A 17,330-nucleotide genomic window follows, 5' to 3' on the forward strand; every position below is an offset into this window, starting at 1 on the left:
GCAGCGCGGCTTCGACCTCCGTGAAGAAGTCCCGGCCGCTGTCCGCGCGGTCTTCGGCGGCTGAGCGGGCGTCAGGAGCGGCTGTCGTGTAGCAACTGCTCCCGCTCCGGCCCGGCGGTGCCGAGCTGACTGTGGGAGTGCGCCGCGCGGATTGCCGGCGCTGCGGGCCGCCTCTGCGTAGCGAGCGAATCTGTGCAACCCTTGAGCGCTGCGGGCGACCAGTAGCTTGTGCAATATTTCCAATTGGCAGCAATTGTCCTGACGCAGAGCTGGCGTCTGAAATATCTGACGAAACAGTCAATTATGAATGCATCTAACGGCTGGTTCCCGGCCTCGATTCTGATCTGAACTGCTAATAAGTGCGACGCTAATGGGCGTTCTAGCTGGTCATTTATCGAAACTGGAACACGTTCTATCGGCTGATTTCTGTCAAATTGTTGGCAATATCCCTTTATGGTTCTGTGGTCAACATCACACCAACTGTTCAGGGGAAAGCACCATGCAACATGCTGTTCGCTCCAGCCTCACGACCGGCGTTGCGCTGATCGGGGCCGGCGTCATCGCCGTTTCTCCCGTCACGCATCAGCCTCTGCCAGACCTGCACCTGCCGGCATTCCACGCCAGTGCGGTCCAACTCACGGCGCAGGTGAACCCGATCACCCAGTGGGGGCAGATCATCACCGAGGCTCTGCAGAACACGAAAGGTCTCGTCACCGAGGTGATCGCAGACCCGGCCCCCGTCCTCGGTCAGGTGGTGCGGAACCAGATCGCCAGTGCCGTCGCCGTCGGCGGGTCTGTCCGGGACTATCTGGTTGCGGTCGGTCAGCAGTTGGGCACGACGCCGGAGGCCCTGAAGCAGGCATTCCAACAGCTCGCCGCCGGGCACGTCGCCGGCGCGGTGCAGACGCTGTACAGCGCGGTACTGACGCCGTTCGTGCTGCCGATCCTGACCACCAGCATCCTCACCGATGTTCAAGCCGCATTCCGTAAGCCGGTGCAGAACATGCTCAATGTGATCGACACAGCCATCACCTCACCGAGCGGCGCGGGTTGGGTCCTGGCGGCTGGATTCCCGTTGCTTGCGGTGATGAGTGACGTCGTGACAGCCACTGGCGATGGACTCCAGAACATCGTCAACGGGCTCAACGCGAGGAATCTGGCTGCGGTCGTGAACGCGATCGTTGCCATGCCGGGGGCGATCACCGGCGCGGTGCTCAATGGGTACAACGGTGACGGCGCAGGCATCCTCGGGCCGAACGGCATCGTGCAAGGGCTGCGAAATGCATTGGGCATCATCGCAACTGCGATCAAACCAGTGGCTCCGCCGCCTGTGGCCGCAGCCAGTGTCCCGTCGCCGGCGCCGACCATGGTCGCGTTGTCGACGGCAACACCCACCGCCAAGCCGGCTGTCGAGACGAAGTCGCTCGCAGCGGTTTCGATGGTGTCGGCGGAGAAGGCGGCGTCTGACAAGACCGCAGCCGGCAAGACGGCGCCGGTCGCCGAGAGTGGGGCGACGACAACCGCCGCGGCTGGTGCCGATGTCGACTCCGCACCGGCCAAGACCCCCGCATCCGACAACGCGGGGTCATCGGCTTCCGCGGCTGATGGCGATGGCGCCGCTGCTCCGAGCGCGCCCGCGACGAAGCCCGATCACCCGACACCCGGCGCGAAGCCGTCGAGCGGTGACGCCGGCGGTGCGGAGGCGTCGACCGCGGGCGGTGCCAAGGGCGCCGATGCGTCGACGACGTCGACTCGCAAGGGCGCCACGAAGCCCAAGCGGGGCGCCGGAAAGGCGAAGGGCGCGGACAGCTCTGCGTCTGACTCGGGCAGCGGCAGCGGCCGTTCGCACGATTCGGCCGGCAAGGGTGCGGGCAAGGGCACGCACCGCGCGGCCAAGGCCGGCGGTGAGTAAGAAGCAGTGAGGCGCTGAGGCCGGGCGCAGCCACCCGCCCGGATCTGCTGGTGCTCGGGATCGGCCCGTACTCCGACCGATCCCGAGCGTCGCAGTAATCAGGCAGTCGTGTCGAAAGCGTCCCGGATGCTCTCGCGTGAAGCGGAAACCTGCGCTTCGATGGCCTCGCGGGCCGAGGTGGCGGTCGTGCGCAGCTCGCTCCACTCGCGGGTGGCGACCTCACGCACGTCTTCGACGCCCTGGGCCGCAGTGCCGGCGACGGTGAACAGGCCGTCCACGGCGGTCGCGGTCAGGGCGCCCTGGGCGCGCACCAGCGAGCCGGCCACCTGCGACGCACCGGCGATGATGGCGTTGGGGCCCACCGCATTACGGCCGACGTACTCGCCGACGGCGCTGCGGATGTCGCGGCCCGATTCGGCCAGCACGTCCTGAACGGCGGAACCGGTCTCGCTCACCGCGTCCGGCAGGGTGGCGCCGTCACGGATGGAGGAGATCACCTTGGCCGGCGACTCGACGACCGCTTCGGTGGCGGCCGAGGTCGCGCTGACCAGCTGGCGGGTGAGGCTGTGGCCGGCGTCGAGCTGACGCTCCAGCACGCCGCTCAGCACCTCGCGGATGGCGAGGCCGGTGTTGGTGGCTTCTTCGGCGGCAGCCTCGGCGGTCTGGACGAGCTCGGCCTCGATGACCTGCCCGTTCGCGGTGTCGTTGGTGGTGGGGTTTTCGGTGATGGTCATGGTTGCTCCTGTTGGAACGCGGAAAGCCGGTCGCCCCAATTGAACTCCGCGCCACCGAACCTGAGGTGACGCTGAGGTGACCGGCCGGATCCGTGGAAACAACCAGCTAAGCGCGCGCAGTGACGTACGCGACACCTCATCAGCCGAATCCGCACGCCGGATCGGTGCGGAGGCGAACTACACCCAGTACGGCACGCGGGCGCGGTACTGCCGCATCGCCAGCGCGGCGACGACCCAGCCCAGCACCGTCAACGTGATCACCACGAGCCAGTGCCGCAACTCCTGGGGCTCGCCCAGCAGCGGCGCACGGACGATGTCCACGTAGTGCAGAAGTGGGTTCAGCTCAATGATTTTCGACCAGGTGCCCGCGCCCTGGAGGCGCAGCGTCTGGTCGTTCCAGATGATCGGGGTGATGTAGAACAGCAGCTGAACCAGGCTCGCGAGCAGCGGGCTGATGTCCCGGTACCGCGTGGCCAGGATGCCGAAACACAATGCGACCCAGACGCAGTTGGCCACGATCAGCGCCAGCGCCGGGATCACCGACAGGTCGGCCCAGGACCACGGCTTGGGGAAGATGATCGCGATGATCACGAAGATGATGATGTTGTGCGCGAACAGCAGTACCTGGCGCCACACCAACCGGTAGACGTGCACCGACAGCGGCGTCGGAAGTTGTTTGATGAGGCCCTCATTGGCGATGAACACGTCGGCGCCTTCGAGGATGGACGCGTTGATCAGGTTCCAGATGATCAGGCCGAGGGTCACGTAGGGCAGGTGCTCGGCCAGTGGCAGATGGAACAACTGGGAGTACAGGCCGCCGAGCGCGACGGCCATGGTGCCTGTCGCGATGGTGATCCAGATGGGACCGAGCACCGAGCGCCGGTAGCGCTGCTTGATGTCCTGCCAGCCCAGGTGCAGCCAGAGTTCGCGCTTGCCGAAGCCGGTCACCAGGTCGGCCCAGGCGCGGCGCAGCGTCTTGGACTGCGCGGCCGCGTCGGTGAACGTCATCGCTGCCCTCCTGTAGTGGGTCCGCCCGAACCGGGCCTGCTGAACTTCTCGTCTCGTCCCAAGCGGCGCAACCGCATCCAGTCGCGCAGCCCGGCCGGATCACGCCGGGTGATCAGGAAGTACCACCCGAACCGCACCCACTCCTGGGGGACCAGCTTCCGCAAGCCCGGTTGGGACTGTAGATATCCGCGGTTGCGGTAGGTGAAATAGCGCTTGGTGGCATCGTCGGGGTACTGCGTGTGCATGCGCCCGCCGAGGATCGGCTTGAACTCGTCGGACCCCTGCGGGTGCAGATACACCGCGTTCAGGCAGGTGCCGAACGGCAGACCGGAGCGGACCAGCCGACGGTGCACCTCGACCTCGTCACCTCGGACGAACAGCCGAATATCCGGTACGCCAACGGCTTCCAGTGTCGCGGCGCGGAACAGCGCACCGTTGAACAACGACGCGATCCCGGGCAGGAGGTCGACGCCGGCGTCCTTGTCGACCTGCAACTCCGACACATACCGCCGCCACACCAACCCGCGGCGCAACGGAAAGGCCAGTCGGGCAGGCTCATTCAGGTCGCAGACCATGGGCGACACCTCGGCCAGGTCGTGCTTGGCCGCACAGTCCAACAGCGTCGCCAGCACCGACGAGTCGGCGGGCCGCCCGTCGTCGTCGGCCAGCCACACCCACTCGGCGCCCAGCGCCAGGGCATGCAGGATGCCCAGGGCGAAACCGCCTGCGCCGCCGAGGTTCCGGGCCGATCCGAGGTACGTCGTCGCGACCGGCTGGGACTCGACAAGAACCCGCACCGCCGGATCGTTGTCGTTGTCGACGACGACGACGTGGTCGGGCAGTCGCGTCTGGGAGCACACCACGGCAAGAGATTTCGCCAACAGCTCCGGCCGCCGGTGGGTGACGATCACCGCGCACAACATGTCGGTCACGCCTGGCGCTCGCGCTCGTTCTCTTCGAGCACCTCGCGCACGTGCCGTGCCGCGTCCTCGCCCTCATAGGCGCGCACGACGTCCTCGATGCCACCGGTCATGCGGATGGTGCCGTGGTCGACCCACATCGCGGTCTGGCACAGCCGGGCCAGGAATTCGTTGGAATGGCTTGCGAACACCAGGATTCCGGAGCGTTCCACCAAGGCTTGCAGCCGGGTGCGCGCCTTTTTCAGGAATTCCGCGTCCACCGCGCCGATGCCCTCGTCGAGCAGCAGGATTTCGGGGTCGATGCTGGTGACCACACCCATGGCCAGGCGCACGCGCATACCGGTGGAGTACGTGCGCAGCGGCATCGAGAGGTACTCGCCGAGTTCGGTGAACTCGGCGATCTCGTCAACCTTGGCCAGCATCTGCTTGCGGGTCTGCCCCAGGAAGAGGCCGCGGATGATGATGTTCTCGAAACCGGAGATCTCCGGGTCCATGCCGACACCCAGGTCGAAGACCGGGGCCACGCGGCCGCGGACGGTCGCCGAACCGCGCGTCGGTTCGTAGATGCCCGACAGCAGGCGCAGCAGCGTCGACTTGCCGGCGCCGTTGTGCCCGACCAGGCCGACCCGGTCGCCCATGTTGAGCGACATGGTGATATCCCGAAGTGCTTCGATCACAACGACATTCGACTCGTTGCGGTTGATCCCGCCGCCGGCCTTGCCCAGGAAGGCCTTTTTGAGCGAACGGGACTTCGCGTCGAAGATCGGGAATTCGACCCACGCGTTCTGCGTGGAGATGTGCGGTTCGGTCACGTCTACAGGTACTGGCCGGTGCCGGACTGGAACGGGCCGCGGCCGGCGTCGGCGCCGGGCGGCAGGGCGCCCTGGCGCATCTGCTCGAGCTGTGCCCGGGCGGCCATCTGCTGAGCGAACAGGGCCGTCTGGATCCCGTGGAACAGGCCTTCGAGCCAGCCGACCAGCTGGGCCTGCGCGATGCGCAGCTCGGCGGCCGACGGCACCTTCTCCTCGGAGAACGGCAGTGACAGCCGTTCCAGCTCCTCGGTCAGTTCCGGGGCGAGGCCGTCCTCGAGCTCCTGGATGCTCGACCGGTGGATGTCGCGCAAGCGGTTCCGGCTGGCCTCGTCGAGCGGCGCGGAGCGCACTTCTTCCAGCAGCTGCTTGATCATGGTGCCGATGCGCATGACCTTGGCCGGCTGCTCGACCAGGTCGGTCAGCGATTTGCCTTCGTCGCCCTGGTCGGAGTCCGGTCCCGGTTCCCCGCCCAATGCCAGGTCCCCGCCGATGACCTCGATGTTGTCGTCGTCGTCTTCTGGTTTCAGCGTCATGCCTGCAGTGTTCCTATCTGTTCGCCGGTGCGGCGTCGCCGCGCCACTCGTAGATGCGGGACCGCCCATTGTCGTAGATCTTCGCCCACGACTTCGACCTATCCAGCGACACTAGTCCGTCGGGCATGACGAACCCCTTGACGATGGTCGAGCTGGTGATCACGTACTTGATGTTCAGGGCGTGCACGGCCTCCGCGATCCGCCGATCGGAGTCGGCGTCGTCGGCGTAGGCCCAGAAGATGAAGCGGTGGTAGCCGGGGCCCTGTTGCTGCGGATAGTCGTAGTGGGTCCACAGCGGATGCAGGCCGGCGACCGCGTACATCCACGACGTGCCGTCGGTGTTGGCGTTGCCGATCAAGGTGTTCTTGGCGCCGGGCAGCGTCGCCAGGTAGGCAAAGGCCTGCAGGTTCTTGTCGTTGACCATGATCTGGTCGTACTTCTGGCCGATCAGGTAGCGGTGCCGCGGGAAGTAATGCCACGCCAGGCCGACCGTCGAAAACACGAGCAGGGCCACTGTCACCACGGCCCAGAACCGCTCTGTCCGGGGCGCACGTTTCTGCATCCAACCGACGGCGAAGGTGATGACGGCGAACAACGCGATGCCGGCGAACGGCGTGATCAGCAGGGTCACGACGGCGGACAACCGGCGCGGGTCGCTGTAGTAGAGGTCGGCGTACGGCCCGATCAGCGCGCCGATCGGGCCACCGAACGGCGCACCCGAATGCACGATCGCGACCATCAGCAGCACCCAGACCGCGGCCGGCCACCAGACCCGCTTGATCAGCAGGATCAGACCGCCGACGCCGCCGAGCGCGATCAGGATGTTCTGGATCGGGTAGTCGTTGAGGTGGCGGGTGTGCTGCACGATCGCGTTGAACAGCGTCCGCAGCCGGCTCAAGTGGGTGACGAACGCATGCCCGACGATGATGTCGGCCTGCGCCAGCACCCCGATGAACTGGGGCAGTAACAGCAGCAGCGACGGCACGGCGACGGTCGCCAGTGTCACGAAGTCGGCGAGCCGGCCGCGCACCGGATTCCGGAGCGTGTCGCACAGCCACCAGGCGCCGACGAAGGTGACGACTACGACGCCGCCCGTGATGTGGGTGGAGAACACCCCGATCAGCGCGATGACGGCCAGCGGGATCCGGTCGCGGTGCCGCAGGCACGACATGACCAGCACGGTCGTCGGCCCGGCGAGGCCGTAGGCCACCAGGTTGGGAACGGCGGCAACGTCGAACTCGACGTAGGGCACCGCGGTGAACGACGCCGCCAGCGCCCCCGCCGCGGCGGCGGCACCGGCGCTCCAGCGCTGGCACTTGTACGGCCGGACCATGGCCCACGTCAGACTCGCCGCGCTGACGGGGAACAGCCAGATCGAGGCAGCCAGCGAGTGCAGGGTGTAGGCCGTCGTCGGGGCGGCGCCGGTGAGTTGGCAGAAGACGGCGGCCAGCGCGTGGAATGTCGACGGGTAGTACAGCAACGCGTGCGTCTCGACATTGCGAAGCTCACCCATGTGCAGCGGTGACGCCTGACCGACGTCGAGAATCCAACGGATGGTGTTGCCGTGCCAGACCGAGTCCCAGGTGCTCGGAATGGATTGCCAATGCGGCATGCCGAGGATTGCTGAAATTGCAATCGCCGTCGCGCCGACGAGAATGCCCGCGGCAACGAACAGGGCCGGGCCGCGGCCGATCGCGAGGGCTTCCGCCGCGGTGTCCCGGTAGCGCCCCAGCGCGCGACGAAGCCCGGCAACCACCGCGACCACGATGACGAACGCCAGCAGGGCCGTCCAGCCGTTCCACGGGACGCCGACGGCACCGAGTGGCACGACGGCCAGGGCTACGATGCCGTAGGTCACTGCGGGGCCGACTGCAATGGGGCCGACTGCAATGGCAACGGGCCAGGTTAGCTGTGCTACGCGGGCGGTGATTGCTCCAGGTATCACCATGATCAACAGGGCGACAAGGACGCCGGACGCCAAGCTCACTGCACTAGTATGGCTGTTCGGGTAGCCCGGCTTTCGCCGGTGTGTGCAGCGGGGCGCGCCCGCCGGATAAATATTGGCTTGGCAGGCCTGAATCGCTCGAAGGTTGGCATGGCATGGCATACGACGTCGCCCGGGTGCGCGGTCTGCACCCGTCACTGGGCGGCGGCTGGGTGCATTTCGATGCCCCGACCGGAATGCTGCTGCCGGACTCGGTAGCGACCACCGTTTCGACCGCCTTCCGCGGTTCCATGTCGTCGGCCGCCGGCCCGCATCCGGCCGCGCAGCGTAGCGCCGCGGTTCTGACCGCCGCGCGCCAGGCGGTCGCCGATCTCGTCGGTGGCGACCCGCGTGGCGTGGTGTTCGGCGCCGACCGGGCCGTGCTGCTGAACTCGCTGGCCGAGGCGTCGGCGTCGCGGTCGGGCCTGGGCTACGAAGTGGTCGTCACCCGCCTGGATGACGAGGCCAATATCGCTCCGTGGCTGCGGGCCGCGAATCGCTATGGCGCCAAGGTGAAGTGGGCCGAGGTCGACATCGAGACCGGCGAACTGCCCAGCTGGCAGTGGGAGACGCTCATCACCCGGCCGACCCGGCTGATCGCGATCACGTCGGCATCCTCGAAGCTCGGCACCGTCACCGATCTGCGGCCCGTGACCAAGATGGCGCGGGAGAACGGTGGCATGGTCGTCGTCGACCACTCCGTGGCCGCGCCGTACCGCCTGCTGGACATCAACGACGTCGACGCCGACGTGGTGGCGCTCAACGCGATCGCGTGGGGTGGCCCGCCGATCGGTGCGCTCGTGTTCCGCGACCCGGCGATGATCGACACCTTGGCGGCGGTGTCGCTCGATCCGAATGCCACGGGGGCCGCGCGTCTGGAAGTCGGCGCGCACCAGTTCGGCCTGCTCGGTGGCGTCGTCGCCAGCATCGAGTACCTGGCCAACCTGGACGATGCCGCCACCGGCACCCGTCGCGAACGGCTCGCGCGCTCCATGCAGTCGGCGGAGGCCTACCTGGGCCGGGTGTTCGGGTACCTGCGTAACTCGCTGCGGTCGCTGCCGTTGGTCATGGTGCTCGGCGCACCCGAGGCCGCCATTCCGGTGCTGAGCTTCGCGGTGCAGGGCGTGCCCGCCGACACCGTGATCAGCCGGCTCGCCGACAACGGCGTGCTGGCCGTGTCTGACGGCAACTCCCGGGTGCTGGAGGCCATCGGTGTCAATGACATCGGCGGCGCCGTCACGGTCGGCCTCGGGCACTACACGACCACGGCTGAAGTGGATCAGCTGGTCCGCGCGCTGGCCTCGCTCGGTTAGTTACGCGTAGTCCAGCGCGTCGCGCAGCAGCTGCGGAGGTTCGACCTTCCCGGAGCCATCGGTCGCGATGCAGACGTAGACGGTCTTTGCGGTGACGATGGGCCGCGTGGAATCGCCTGCGTGGATGAGGAATTCGACGGTGAACGAGGTGCGTCCCCGGGCGGGCACCGTGACGTCGACGTGAATCTGGTCGCCCCACTTCAGAGAGCCCGACCAGTCCAGTTGGGTGTGGACCACCTGGGCGTCGACGCCCGCTTCGAAGATGTCGCGCCACGACGCCGTCTGCGCGACGAACGCGCCGAAGGCCTCGTCCATGTAGGCCAGGTACCACATGTTGAAGACCACGCCCTGCTGGTCGACCTCGAGATAACGGACCGGCGCGGTGTAGGTGAACGTCACACCGTCAACCTAATCCCGCACCCGCAGAAGCACTTTGCCGGACACGGCGCCTTCCTGCAGGAGCTGGTGGGCTGTTCCCGCCTGCTCGATGGGCAGCTCGGTACCGATGATCGGACGCACCCGGCCGTCGGCGATCATGGGCCAAACATGTTGCACCACTTCGGAAATCACCGCGGCCTTGCCGGACGGCCCGTCCAGCGGGCGCGAGCGCAACGCGGTGCCGATGACGCCGGCCCGCTTGGCCAGGAGCTTGGCGATATTCAGCTCGCCCTTGACGCCGCCCTGCATGCCGATGATCACCACGCGGCCGTCGGGGGCGAGCGCGTCAATGTTCCGGTCCAGGTACGAGGCTCCCATGATGTCGAAGATGACGTCGGCGCCGCCCGCCTCCGCCACCCGCTCGACGAAGTCCTCGTCGCGGTAGTTGATCAGGATGTCGGCGCCGAGTTCGCGGCAGAGCTCGAGCTTTTCGAGTGACGCGGTGACCGCGACGCGGGCGCCCAGCGCGTGCGCGACCTGGATGGCATGCGTGCCGATACCGCTCGCGCCGCCGTGCAGCAGCACCAGCTGGCCGGCGCTCAGGTGGGCGGTCATGCCCAGGTTGGACCACACCGTCGCGGCGACCTCCGGCAGGCCGGCGGCATGATGCAGCCCCACACCCGCCGGGATCGGCATGACCTGGGCTGCCGGCACTGCCACCTTCTCGGCATAGCCACCGCCCGCGAGCAGCGCGCACACCTCGTCACCGACAGCCCAGTTCTCGACGCCGGCGCCGACGGCGGAGATGACGCCCGAGACCTCCAGCCCGAGGATTTCGCTGGCGCCCGGCGGCGGGGGATAGAGGCCGGCGGCTTGCAGCAGGTCGGCCCGGTTCACCCCGGCGGTCGTCACGTCGATGACGACTTCGCCATCGGCGGCCGTCACCTCCGGTACCTCGGACCATGCCAGCTGACCTGGGGATTCGACGACGATGGCGCGCATGGAGGCAACGCTACACACGGACCCTCCGAGCCTGCTCGAGCCCCGACCCCTTAGGCTGTTCCGCGGTGGCGTGGCAGAGCGGCCTAATGCACTCGCCTTGAAAGCGAGAGTTGGTTAAACCCAACCGGGGGTTCAAATCCCTCCGCCACCGCCAAGTCAGCACCAGCAGCCGCCGAAGGACGAGTTGTGCTCGTCGGTCTCGATCGACTGCTCGCGCACCACGGCGCTGCCGCCGCGCGGATCGAAGTGCAGCACCGAACTCACAGGGTCGTGCCGGATCCACGCGGCCACCGACAACGGATGCCCCTGGCCGATCATGTAGGAGGCCAGCTCGATGTGGCCGGGCGTCCCGAGACCGTGGAAATCGGACACCGCCGCGCGTATCCGCGGTCCCGACAGATCCCCTGCGGTGACGGCGACGTACTTCGCCCGGTGGTTCGGGCGTGGCGCATCAGGGGTGCCCATGGTCCGATGTTTCCACAGCGCCGTGAGCCGTTGGGGAGGCCGTCGAACAGTGGCTCACCGCGAAGTCCGAATGCCCCTGGTGGACCCAATTCCAGTCGTTCCGCTTGTTCTTCGGAACATGTTGACCGACAACAATATTCGGATACCTAATCCGCTCGCAGTACCTCAAGCATCCCCGGCCGCAGTAGATCGGCGATCCGGTCCCACGGCACTGTGACAGCCACATAGTCACCCAGGGCATGGGCCACCGGTGCATAGACCTGAAGCCCGGTCGGCGTCGGCAGCCAGTTGACGTCGATGTCGTCCTGCGACAACTGCTGCGCATCCAGCCGTCCGCTGGTGTCCAGTTGCGGCAGCAGCGTCCGTAGCCGGGTCATCGCGGCCGCGTGATCCTGGTAGAGGTCGTTGACGGTAACCGGCGACGCGGTGCGGGTCGCGATCACCACTGTGCCCAGGCTTTGATTGGGGTGCGCGGCGCCCTTTCCGTACCAGAACAGCACGATGCGTCCGGCCACGACGCCGGAGCCGATTCTGGTTACGCCGCTGCGGAATCCGTCGATTACGCCATCGTCGACGCTCGTGGTGGCGGACTGCTCGGGCATGTCGGCCCGGGAGGCCCGCATGGCGGCGTTGAAGCGGTCGGTGACGGCTGGGTCGCCACCGGAAAGCTGCGGGATGGTCACCGACTTACCGGGCTGTGACCCGGGCGTGGTGATCGACGTGATCGCGTATCCGTGCGTTTCGGCGGCCGGCGGTGCGGTCGAGGTGGCACGGGTGGTCGTTGTGGTGCTCGTGCTCGTGCTCGCGGTCGTTGCGGTCGGCCTCGGAGTGGCCGGTGTACAACTAGCGAGGGTGACAACGGTCAGTGCCGCGGCCGTGATCAGGCGTGGTGCGGGCGTCATCGACGGCATGACGCGAATCTATCGGTCAACCAGTGATCAGCTGGGTACTTACCGGCGTCGTGCCGGTGGTCAGGTCCAGCACCGGGCAGTGCGCATCCACCGCGTCCTGGAGTTCCTGGTAGCGCTCGGCGGTCTCCGGACCGGAGACGTTGACGGTCACCCGAATCTGCTGGAAGCCGGGTCGGACGTTGTCGTCCAGCCCGAAGAAGCCGCGCACATCGAGGTCGCCTTCCGCGCTGGCGCTGAGGGAGTCGACCTGGATGCCGAGCCGCTCGGCCCAGAATCGGTAGGTCACCACCTGGCACGACAGCAGCGAAGCCAGGTAGTACTCGACGGGGTTGGGCGCCGTGTGCTGCCCGCCGAGGGCGGGCGGTTCGTCGACGTGCACCTGGTACTTGCCGAGGGCGATCTCACTGCCGACGGTGCCTTCCGGCTGAGCCGAGGCCTTGAACAGCACGGCGGCCGCGGCGGGATTGTCGGTGACGGCCGCCCGGGTGGCATCGGTGATCGCGTTGAGGGAAGTCACGGAAGCAGTCATGCGCCGACGTTATTTGCGTCGGCGTCGGGATTCGACCGTTGCGCCCACGATGAATTCAACTTTCGGTTTACGCTTCGGCCATACAACGGCTCAGATTGGACGAGAAGATGCCCGGTACCGCGGTTTCGGCCATGAGCAAGTTGATGTTTCGCGGCATGGACAAACTGCGGCACCGGGAGGCCTTCGACATCGGGGAGCCGACTGCCACCGATTTCGCCGGCTTCGACAAGGCGCGGCAGATCGTGCTCGTCACGTTCAAGCGGTCCGGTGAGGCCATGCCCAGCCCGATCAATCACGGTGTCGCCGACGGGAAGTTGTATGTCCGCACCGATGCGTCGACGGGGAAGGTGAAGCGGCTGCGCAACGATCCGCGCGTGGTCGTGGTCCCGTGCAATCTGCGGGGCAAGCCGACAGGACAACCGGCGGCCGGCATCGCCCGCATCCTTCCGGAGGCCGAGCATGCCCACGCCGACGCCGTGATCGCCGCGAACTGGTCGCCGGCCATGAAGCTGTTCGAGCGGACGCTCGACAAGAGCAGCTCCGCGTTCGACATTCCGATGGCCTACATCGAGATCAGCCCGTGCGCGTCCTGAGGTTCATCTGGAGCGGGGTGCTGGCGTTCGACCGTGTCGGCAGACGTATTCCGCAGTTGATCCAAATCTGGCTCGGCGAGCTGTTTTTCGTTGTCCCGCTGATGTTCTTCATCGCCAAGATCATCGACATCCGCGGGGGATTCGGGGTACCGGGCACGGGTGGACGGCTGCCGGCCGTGTTCTGGGGCGCGCTGGCGGTCTCGCTGGTGGCGGGCTTCTTCTTCGTGCGCGGACTGGTCCGGCCCCGGGTGGTGGACGGGAGTTGGACGCCGATCTCGACCGCGGACATCGGTGACATCACCGTGGGCGTCGGGGTCAAGAGCTGGACCGTCGAATACAAGTACCTGACGAGCCACCCGTCGTATGCCCTGCTGCTGCTCCTCACCCTGCCGATTCCGCTGGTGATGGTGCTGGCGACCATCGACCACGGCGGCAGCACGTTCTACTTCCGGGCGGCGGGCATCGTCGGCTTGTGCATCCTGGCCGCGATGGCACTTGCGCGCGTATTGGCTTGGTATGTCTTCCGGTTCGGTCGCAAGCAGCTGGAGAAGCAGGGCTCGCGTCAGGCGTGGGAGATCGCGTGGAAGCCGGTGTTGATGCTGCTGGTGATGATCTACGCCATCATCGGCATCCCGCTCGGCTGGATGTGGTTCCAGGAACAGCGGACCATCGCCGCCTTGCCGGTGGTCTCGGTGCAGGACGGTGTCGACCACGTGGGGCAGTACCGTCGCGTCGACGGCGAAGTCGCCTCCGAGCCGGTGTACTGGGCGCCACGCGGAACGGGCCGCGGGGGTGACAACTACGCGGGTTCCGGTGTGCTGGTGAAACTTCCGTCCGGCGGCGACGCCCTGCTGCTGGCCGAGTCGATGTCGGTGCCCGACTTCATCGGCGTGATGCGTGACGTCAGAGACGGCAGGCTCAAGGCCCAGGGCAAGGTCATCGACGCCATCACCGACACCCAGGTGGAGTACTACGGCTTCCAGGTCGATGCGTTTCCGGAGCCGTCACCGGACGGCCGGGTGATGGTCCTGCTGAGCTACCCCTGACGGCGGACCTGAGGCGCTTCGTCTTCTGGCTTCACCATCTTTATTGGTAAGACCACTAGACCTCTTACCTTTTGCGGGCTACTGTCGTCGTCATGGAGTTGATGTCCGATCTTGTTGAACATTGCAGTCCGGCCATGGCGGTTGGTGAGGTTTGCAAGGTCCATCAGGACAATGCGCTGCGGTTCGTCCCGAAATACTTTGCATTTTCTGTGCACGGCGGGTTACGTTGATGCGCGTACGGGCGGCCCGGTCGACGGGTCCACATCGCTCGACCGAGCCACCAGCCCCAACAACAAGATGGCGCTTTGCGACACTCCAGATGAAAATCCGGCATCCGTCTTTCCGGGGCTGCCTCGTGCCATTCGACCGATCGCGCATAATGTTTGCTGTGTGACTAGCATCAGTCGGCGCAATCTTCTCCGCGCGGCAACCGGGCTAGCCGGCTCCTATGGGGTGTCGCAGTTGACCGGTTGCGCGACGTCGAACGATGCGCGCGCCGTCTCTCGTCCAACCATGGCTACAGGTTCGTTCACGTCAGCGGCTCGTGGTGGGGTGCAGACCAATTGGATGATCGCCCGCCCCCCCGGTAGTTATCCGCCTTTGCGACCGATCATTGCCCTGCATGGCCAAGGCCAGAACGCCGACGAAGTGATGAGCATGGGTGTCGAGAAAGTCTTGGCAGATGCAGCTGCCGCGAATCTTCCTCCGGTCGCGGTCGTCTCCGTTGACGGCGGTACCACCTACTGGCACAAGCGCTCCTCCGGAGAGGACGCCGGCGCCATGGTGCTCAACGAGCTTCTCCCTATGTTGCCGAGCCTGGGCCTAGCCACCGAGCGCGTCGCATTCATGGGCTGGTCGATGGGTGGATATGGCGCGTTATTGTTGGGCAACAGGCTGGGCGCCAAACGCACCGCGGCGATCTGTGCGGTCAGCCCTGCGCTCTTTAGCCCGCCAACCGGGAAGAATTTTCCCGACGGCGCGTTCGACGACGCGAGCGAATACGCGGCTAACAACGTCTGGGGGCCAAATGCGGTACCCCTGGTGCCGATACGAATCGATTGTGGCGACAGCGACCAGTTCGCCGCAACCACGAAGCAATACATAGCCCAGCTCAAACAGCAACCGGCCGGCAGCTTCACCCCCGGCGGACATAATCACAGCTACTGGGATAAACAGTTGCCAGACCAAATCCGATGGATCATTCCGCACTTGACCGCCTAGCTATTTCGACTTGAAATGGTTGAGCTTTGGGTGCACTCGCGATCTAGACCCTCGTCGCACGCTGTGAACGCTTCAGCGATCGCCAGATCGAGCTGCGCGCAGCCGCTCGGTGCCTAAAAACAACCCCATCGGTGGCTTGAGTGCGGGTGATCCACTTGTACAACCACCACACGCGCACCATTCGCGCGGATGCATAGGCCAAGTCAGGGGTTGTAGCTGCGGTTAGTCAGCATGCTGACTAACCGCACCACATGAACAGTCCGAATAGCACTGGCAACGCGGTAGCGATGATATCGGTGGGCCAAGACGTGTCGCAGTGATCGCTACTGCTTGTCGCCGCCCGGTGCTCTCTGAAAGTACTTATCTCCGAATTGCTTGGTGATTTTGAGTAAGCGCTTCTCGACAATGAGGTGAAATAAGATACCTGCGCCGACAGATGCGGCCAGAATTAGCGCGATCGCGACGTAATCCGGTAGCCCTCTGGTACGCAGCTTCATGGCGACCTTCATTAAAATCGACATTGCCGGATAGTGAATGAGGTATATCGAATAGGACGCGGCGCCGAGGAAGCTCAGGAATCGCGGCGCGGTGACCTTGCCTAAATGCTCTAGGCTGGCCAAACCGGCCAAGATCAACACGGCCCCTGCGCCAAAACTGAGAGCGTCGACTGGCAACTTGTCAGGTACGGCGGTTGGTACGAACAGACGCGTCAGCCACATAAGATAGGCGATACCGCCGACCATCACTGATATCGCAGCGATACGTGACGACATGCGCTGAAACACGAAGCCCACGATCATTCCGGCGGCGAATATCAAAGGATACGGTGCGACGAAAAAACCTAGAATCCCCCGTGGGACAAGCCAAATACTCGCAAGTCCAATGCCGCACCATGCCAGCCATATCACGACTCCCGTTCGTCTCCAGCGGATGCATATCGCGAACAAGAGATAAAAGACAATCTCGTAACGCAGCGTCCACTCGACGGAAAGTACTCGTTCCCTTGGATATGGGATCACCGTTACCGCCGCAACGATGTCTCCGGTGCTCAACCTGCCGGCCCACTGCAACGCGGGTACGGCAACCATTGCGATGATTAACACTCCGACGACGACCCACAAGGTCGGGTACAACCGTTGGAATCGCTTCCAAAGGAACCTGGCGGTTCCGCTGTGAGACACCAAGTCCTTGCGGTGCGCCACCACCATCACGAAGCCGCTCAGCACGAAGAAGTACTCGACACCGGAATACCCGCCACGGAAGAAGGGCAACGCCTCGTAGCCGAAGTACTTCGCGTCTCGGCCGGTTTCGTTGCAATGGAACAGAACAACCATCAGCGCAGCAAATGCGCGGCCAGCCTCCAGTGAGGTGAATTTCGGCGTGATCTTGCGGGGTGTCGAGGCGCCTGTCGCATCGGACATAAGCCGCGACCCCCTCGTATCGGTTATCGGGGCAACGCGAAGAAACGCAGCCCGTCACGCTGCTGCGACGCAACCATTCCACCCCGTACGAGGTTCAGTGTAGCCGCATAGGTCTCGGCTCTCTCGGCAAACCGTGAGCAGTTTGCTAAGGCTGCTGGTTTCTGATTATGACGTCGGAGCCGTTGGGTAGACACCCTGATCGCTCGAATGGCCCTGTGGTTGGACAGGATTGCACCTGATGGGCCCGAAGATGAAGTCGCGCACCCCCCACCTGTGATGCGACAGGCGGTGTATCTGCTGATCGATGCCATCCAGGCGATGGCTGAGGTCGCGCGGGAGATCGGAATAGGAACACCGCGGTCGGTATGACCGGGAGTTCCGGCCGGATTGATATCGACGCCTACCGTAATGAAATCGTTACCTATGAATTTGTTGCTAGATGTGCAGAATCACGTCGCAGTCAAGGTACTTTCGCAAGCAGCGGGGGCGCCAGTTTCGACAGGGGGTCACCTTCACGGGTCCGGCTGCGGGCGCAACGTGTTAACGCT

The 17,330-nt window shown here is 65.4% G+C and carries 18 protein-coding genes and 1 tRNA gene; 7 read left to right on the forward strand and 12 right to left on the reverse strand.

What is annotated here, in order from left to right; all coding sequences use genetic code 11:
- Nucleotides 1-499 precede the first annotated feature (499 nt).
- Entirely contained in the window at nucleotides 500-1,912 is a 1,413-nt protein-coding gene (locus G6N46_RS19755; protein WP_138251091.1) for a hypothetical protein, read from the forward strand.
- Between the two features lie 98 nt (nucleotides 1,913-2,010).
- Here G6N46_RS19755 and G6N46_RS19760 read toward each other — a convergent pair whose 3' ends face one another.
- The 6 genes from G6N46_RS19760 to G6N46_RS19785 all read right to left on the reverse strand — a co-directional run bounded on the left by G6N46_RS19760 (nucleotide 2,011) and on the right by G6N46_RS19785 (nucleotide 7,906).
- Nucleotides 2,011-2,646: a hypothetical protein gene (locus G6N46_RS19760; protein WP_138251090.1), complete on the reverse strand. Its 636-nt coding sequence runs from the start codon at nucleotides 2,644-2,646 to the stop codon at nucleotides 2,011-2,013.
- A 177-nt stretch (nucleotides 2,647-2,823) separates the two neighbouring features.
- Nucleotides 2,824-3,654: a galactan export ABC transporter permease subunit Wzm/RfbD gene (wzm, locus tag G6N46_RS19765; protein ID WP_138251089.1), complete on the reverse strand. Its 831-nt coding sequence runs from the start codon at nucleotides 3,652-3,654 to the stop codon at nucleotides 2,824-2,826.
- Nucleotides 3,651-4,577 carry a galactofuranosyltransferase GlfT1 gene (gene glfT1, locus G6N46_RS19770; protein WP_138251127.1) on the reverse strand — a complete coding sequence of 309 codons (927 nt, stop codon included), beginning with the start codon at nucleotides 4,575-4,577 and terminating at the stop codon, nucleotides 3,651-3,653. Before glfT1 ends, wzm begins: the two co-directional genes overlap by 4 nt.
- Before the next feature lie 5 nt (nucleotides 4,578-4,582).
- Nucleotides 4,583-5,386 carry a galactan export ABC transporter ATP-binding subunit Wzt/RfbE gene (gene wzt / locus G6N46_RS19775; protein WP_138251088.1) on the reverse strand — a complete coding sequence of 268 codons (804 nt, stop codon included), beginning with the start codon at nucleotides 5,384-5,386 and terminating at the stop codon, nucleotides 4,583-4,585.
- A gap of 2 nt (nucleotides 5,387-5,388) precedes the next feature.
- Nucleotides 5,389-5,919, reverse strand: a complete 531-nt coding sequence (locus tag G6N46_RS19780; RefSeq protein WP_138251087.1) for a bacterial proteasome activator family protein — start codon at nucleotides 5,917-5,919, stop codon at nucleotides 5,389-5,391.
- Nucleotides 5,920-5,932: 13 nt separating this feature from the next.
- Nucleotides 5,933-7,906 carry a DUF6541 family protein gene (locus tag G6N46_RS19785; protein ID WP_167526419.1) on the reverse strand — a complete coding sequence of 658 codons (1,974 nt, stop codon included), beginning with the start codon at nucleotides 7,904-7,906 and terminating at the stop codon, nucleotides 5,933-5,935.
- 113 nt (nucleotides 7,907-8,019) lie between these two features.
- Between G6N46_RS19785 and G6N46_RS19790 the strand changes: the two genes are divergently transcribed.
- A complete protein-coding gene (locus G6N46_RS19790; RefSeq protein ID WP_061006244.1) occupies nucleotides 8,020-9,216 on the forward strand; it encodes a cysteine desulfurase-like protein in 1,197 nt (398 codons plus the stop codon).
- On the opposite strand, the gene G6N46_RS19795 is transcribed toward G6N46_RS19790, so the two are convergent.
- Together G6N46_RS19795 and G6N46_RS19800 are read right to left on the reverse strand one after the other, a co-directional pair.
- Complete coding sequence (locus G6N46_RS19795) at nucleotides 9,217-9,615, reverse strand: acyl-CoA thioesterase (protein WP_138251086.1); 399 nt, start codon at nucleotides 9,613-9,615, stop codon at nucleotides 9,217-9,219.
- Nucleotides 9,616-9,624: 9 nt separating this feature from the next.
- Nucleotides 9,625-10,596, reverse strand: coding sequence for an NAD(P)H-quinone oxidoreductase (locus G6N46_RS19800; protein ID WP_133426168.1), 972 nt, complete (start codon nucleotides 10,594-10,596; stop codon nucleotides 9,625-9,627).
- A 64-nt stretch (nucleotides 10,597-10,660) separates the two neighbouring features.
- Between G6N46_RS19800 and G6N46_RS19805 the strand changes: the two genes are divergently transcribed.
- A tRNA-Ser gene (locus G6N46_RS19805) sits at nucleotides 10,661-10,750 on the forward strand.
- Between the two features lie 2 nt (nucleotides 10,751-10,752).
- On the opposite strand, the gene G6N46_RS19810 is transcribed toward G6N46_RS19805, so the two are convergent.
- The 3 genes from G6N46_RS19810 to G6N46_RS19820 form a co-directional block, all read right to left on the reverse strand.
- Complete coding sequence (locus G6N46_RS19810; protein WP_133426167.1) at nucleotides 10,753-11,061, reverse strand: hypothetical protein; 309 nt, start codon at nucleotides 11,059-11,061, stop codon at nucleotides 10,753-10,755.
- A gap of 146 nt (nucleotides 11,062-11,207) precedes the next feature.
- Complete coding sequence (locus G6N46_RS28765; protein WP_234880816.1) at nucleotides 11,208-11,972, reverse strand: hypothetical protein; 765 nt, start codon at nucleotides 11,970-11,972, stop codon at nucleotides 11,208-11,210.
- Between the two features lie 16 nt (nucleotides 11,973-11,988).
- Entirely contained in the window at nucleotides 11,989-12,501 is a 513-nt protein-coding gene (locus G6N46_RS19820) for an OsmC family protein (RefSeq protein ID WP_138251085.1), read from the reverse strand.
- A 131-nt stretch (nucleotides 12,502-12,632) separates the two neighbouring features.
- Here G6N46_RS19820 and G6N46_RS19825 point away from each other — a divergent pair, with 131 nt between their 5' ends.
- From G6N46_RS19825 to G6N46_RS19840, 4 genes are all read left to right on the forward strand, one after another.
- Entirely contained in the window at nucleotides 12,633-13,094 is a 462-nt protein-coding gene (locus G6N46_RS19825) for a PPOX class F420-dependent oxidoreductase (RefSeq protein WP_174814070.1), read from the forward strand.
- A complete protein-coding gene (locus G6N46_RS19830) occupies nucleotides 13,082-14,140 on the forward strand; it encodes a hypothetical protein (RefSeq protein WP_138251084.1) in 1,059 nt (352 codons plus the stop codon). The genes G6N46_RS19825 and G6N46_RS19830 overlap by 13 nt, the downstream gene beginning before the upstream one ends.
- Nucleotides 14,141-14,232: 92 nt before the next feature.
- Nucleotides 14,233-14,370, forward strand: a complete 138-nt coding sequence (locus tag G6N46_RS19835; RefSeq protein ID WP_163692513.1) for a hypothetical protein — start codon at nucleotides 14,233-14,235, stop codon at nucleotides 14,368-14,370.
- A gap of 160 nt (nucleotides 14,371-14,530) precedes the next feature.
- Nucleotides 14,531-15,361 carry an alpha/beta hydrolase gene (locus tag G6N46_RS19840; protein ID WP_275938044.1) on the forward strand — a complete coding sequence of 277 codons (831 nt, stop codon included), beginning with the start codon at nucleotides 14,531-14,533 and terminating at the stop codon, nucleotides 15,359-15,361.
- 323 nt (nucleotides 15,362-15,684) lie between these two features.
- Here G6N46_RS19840 and G6N46_RS19845 read toward each other — a convergent pair whose 3' ends face one another.
- Nucleotides 15,685-16,782: an acyltransferase family protein gene (locus G6N46_RS19845; protein WP_138251083.1), complete on the reverse strand. Its 1,098-nt coding sequence runs from the start codon at nucleotides 16,780-16,782 to the stop codon at nucleotides 15,685-15,687.
- Nucleotides 16,783-17,330 lie beyond the last annotated feature (548 nt).

This window comes from Mycolicibacterium phocaicum, from assembly GCF_010731115.1.
Classification (GTDB): Bacteria; Actinomycetota; Actinomycetes; order Mycobacteriales; family Mycobacteriaceae; genus Mycobacterium; species Mycobacterium phocaicum.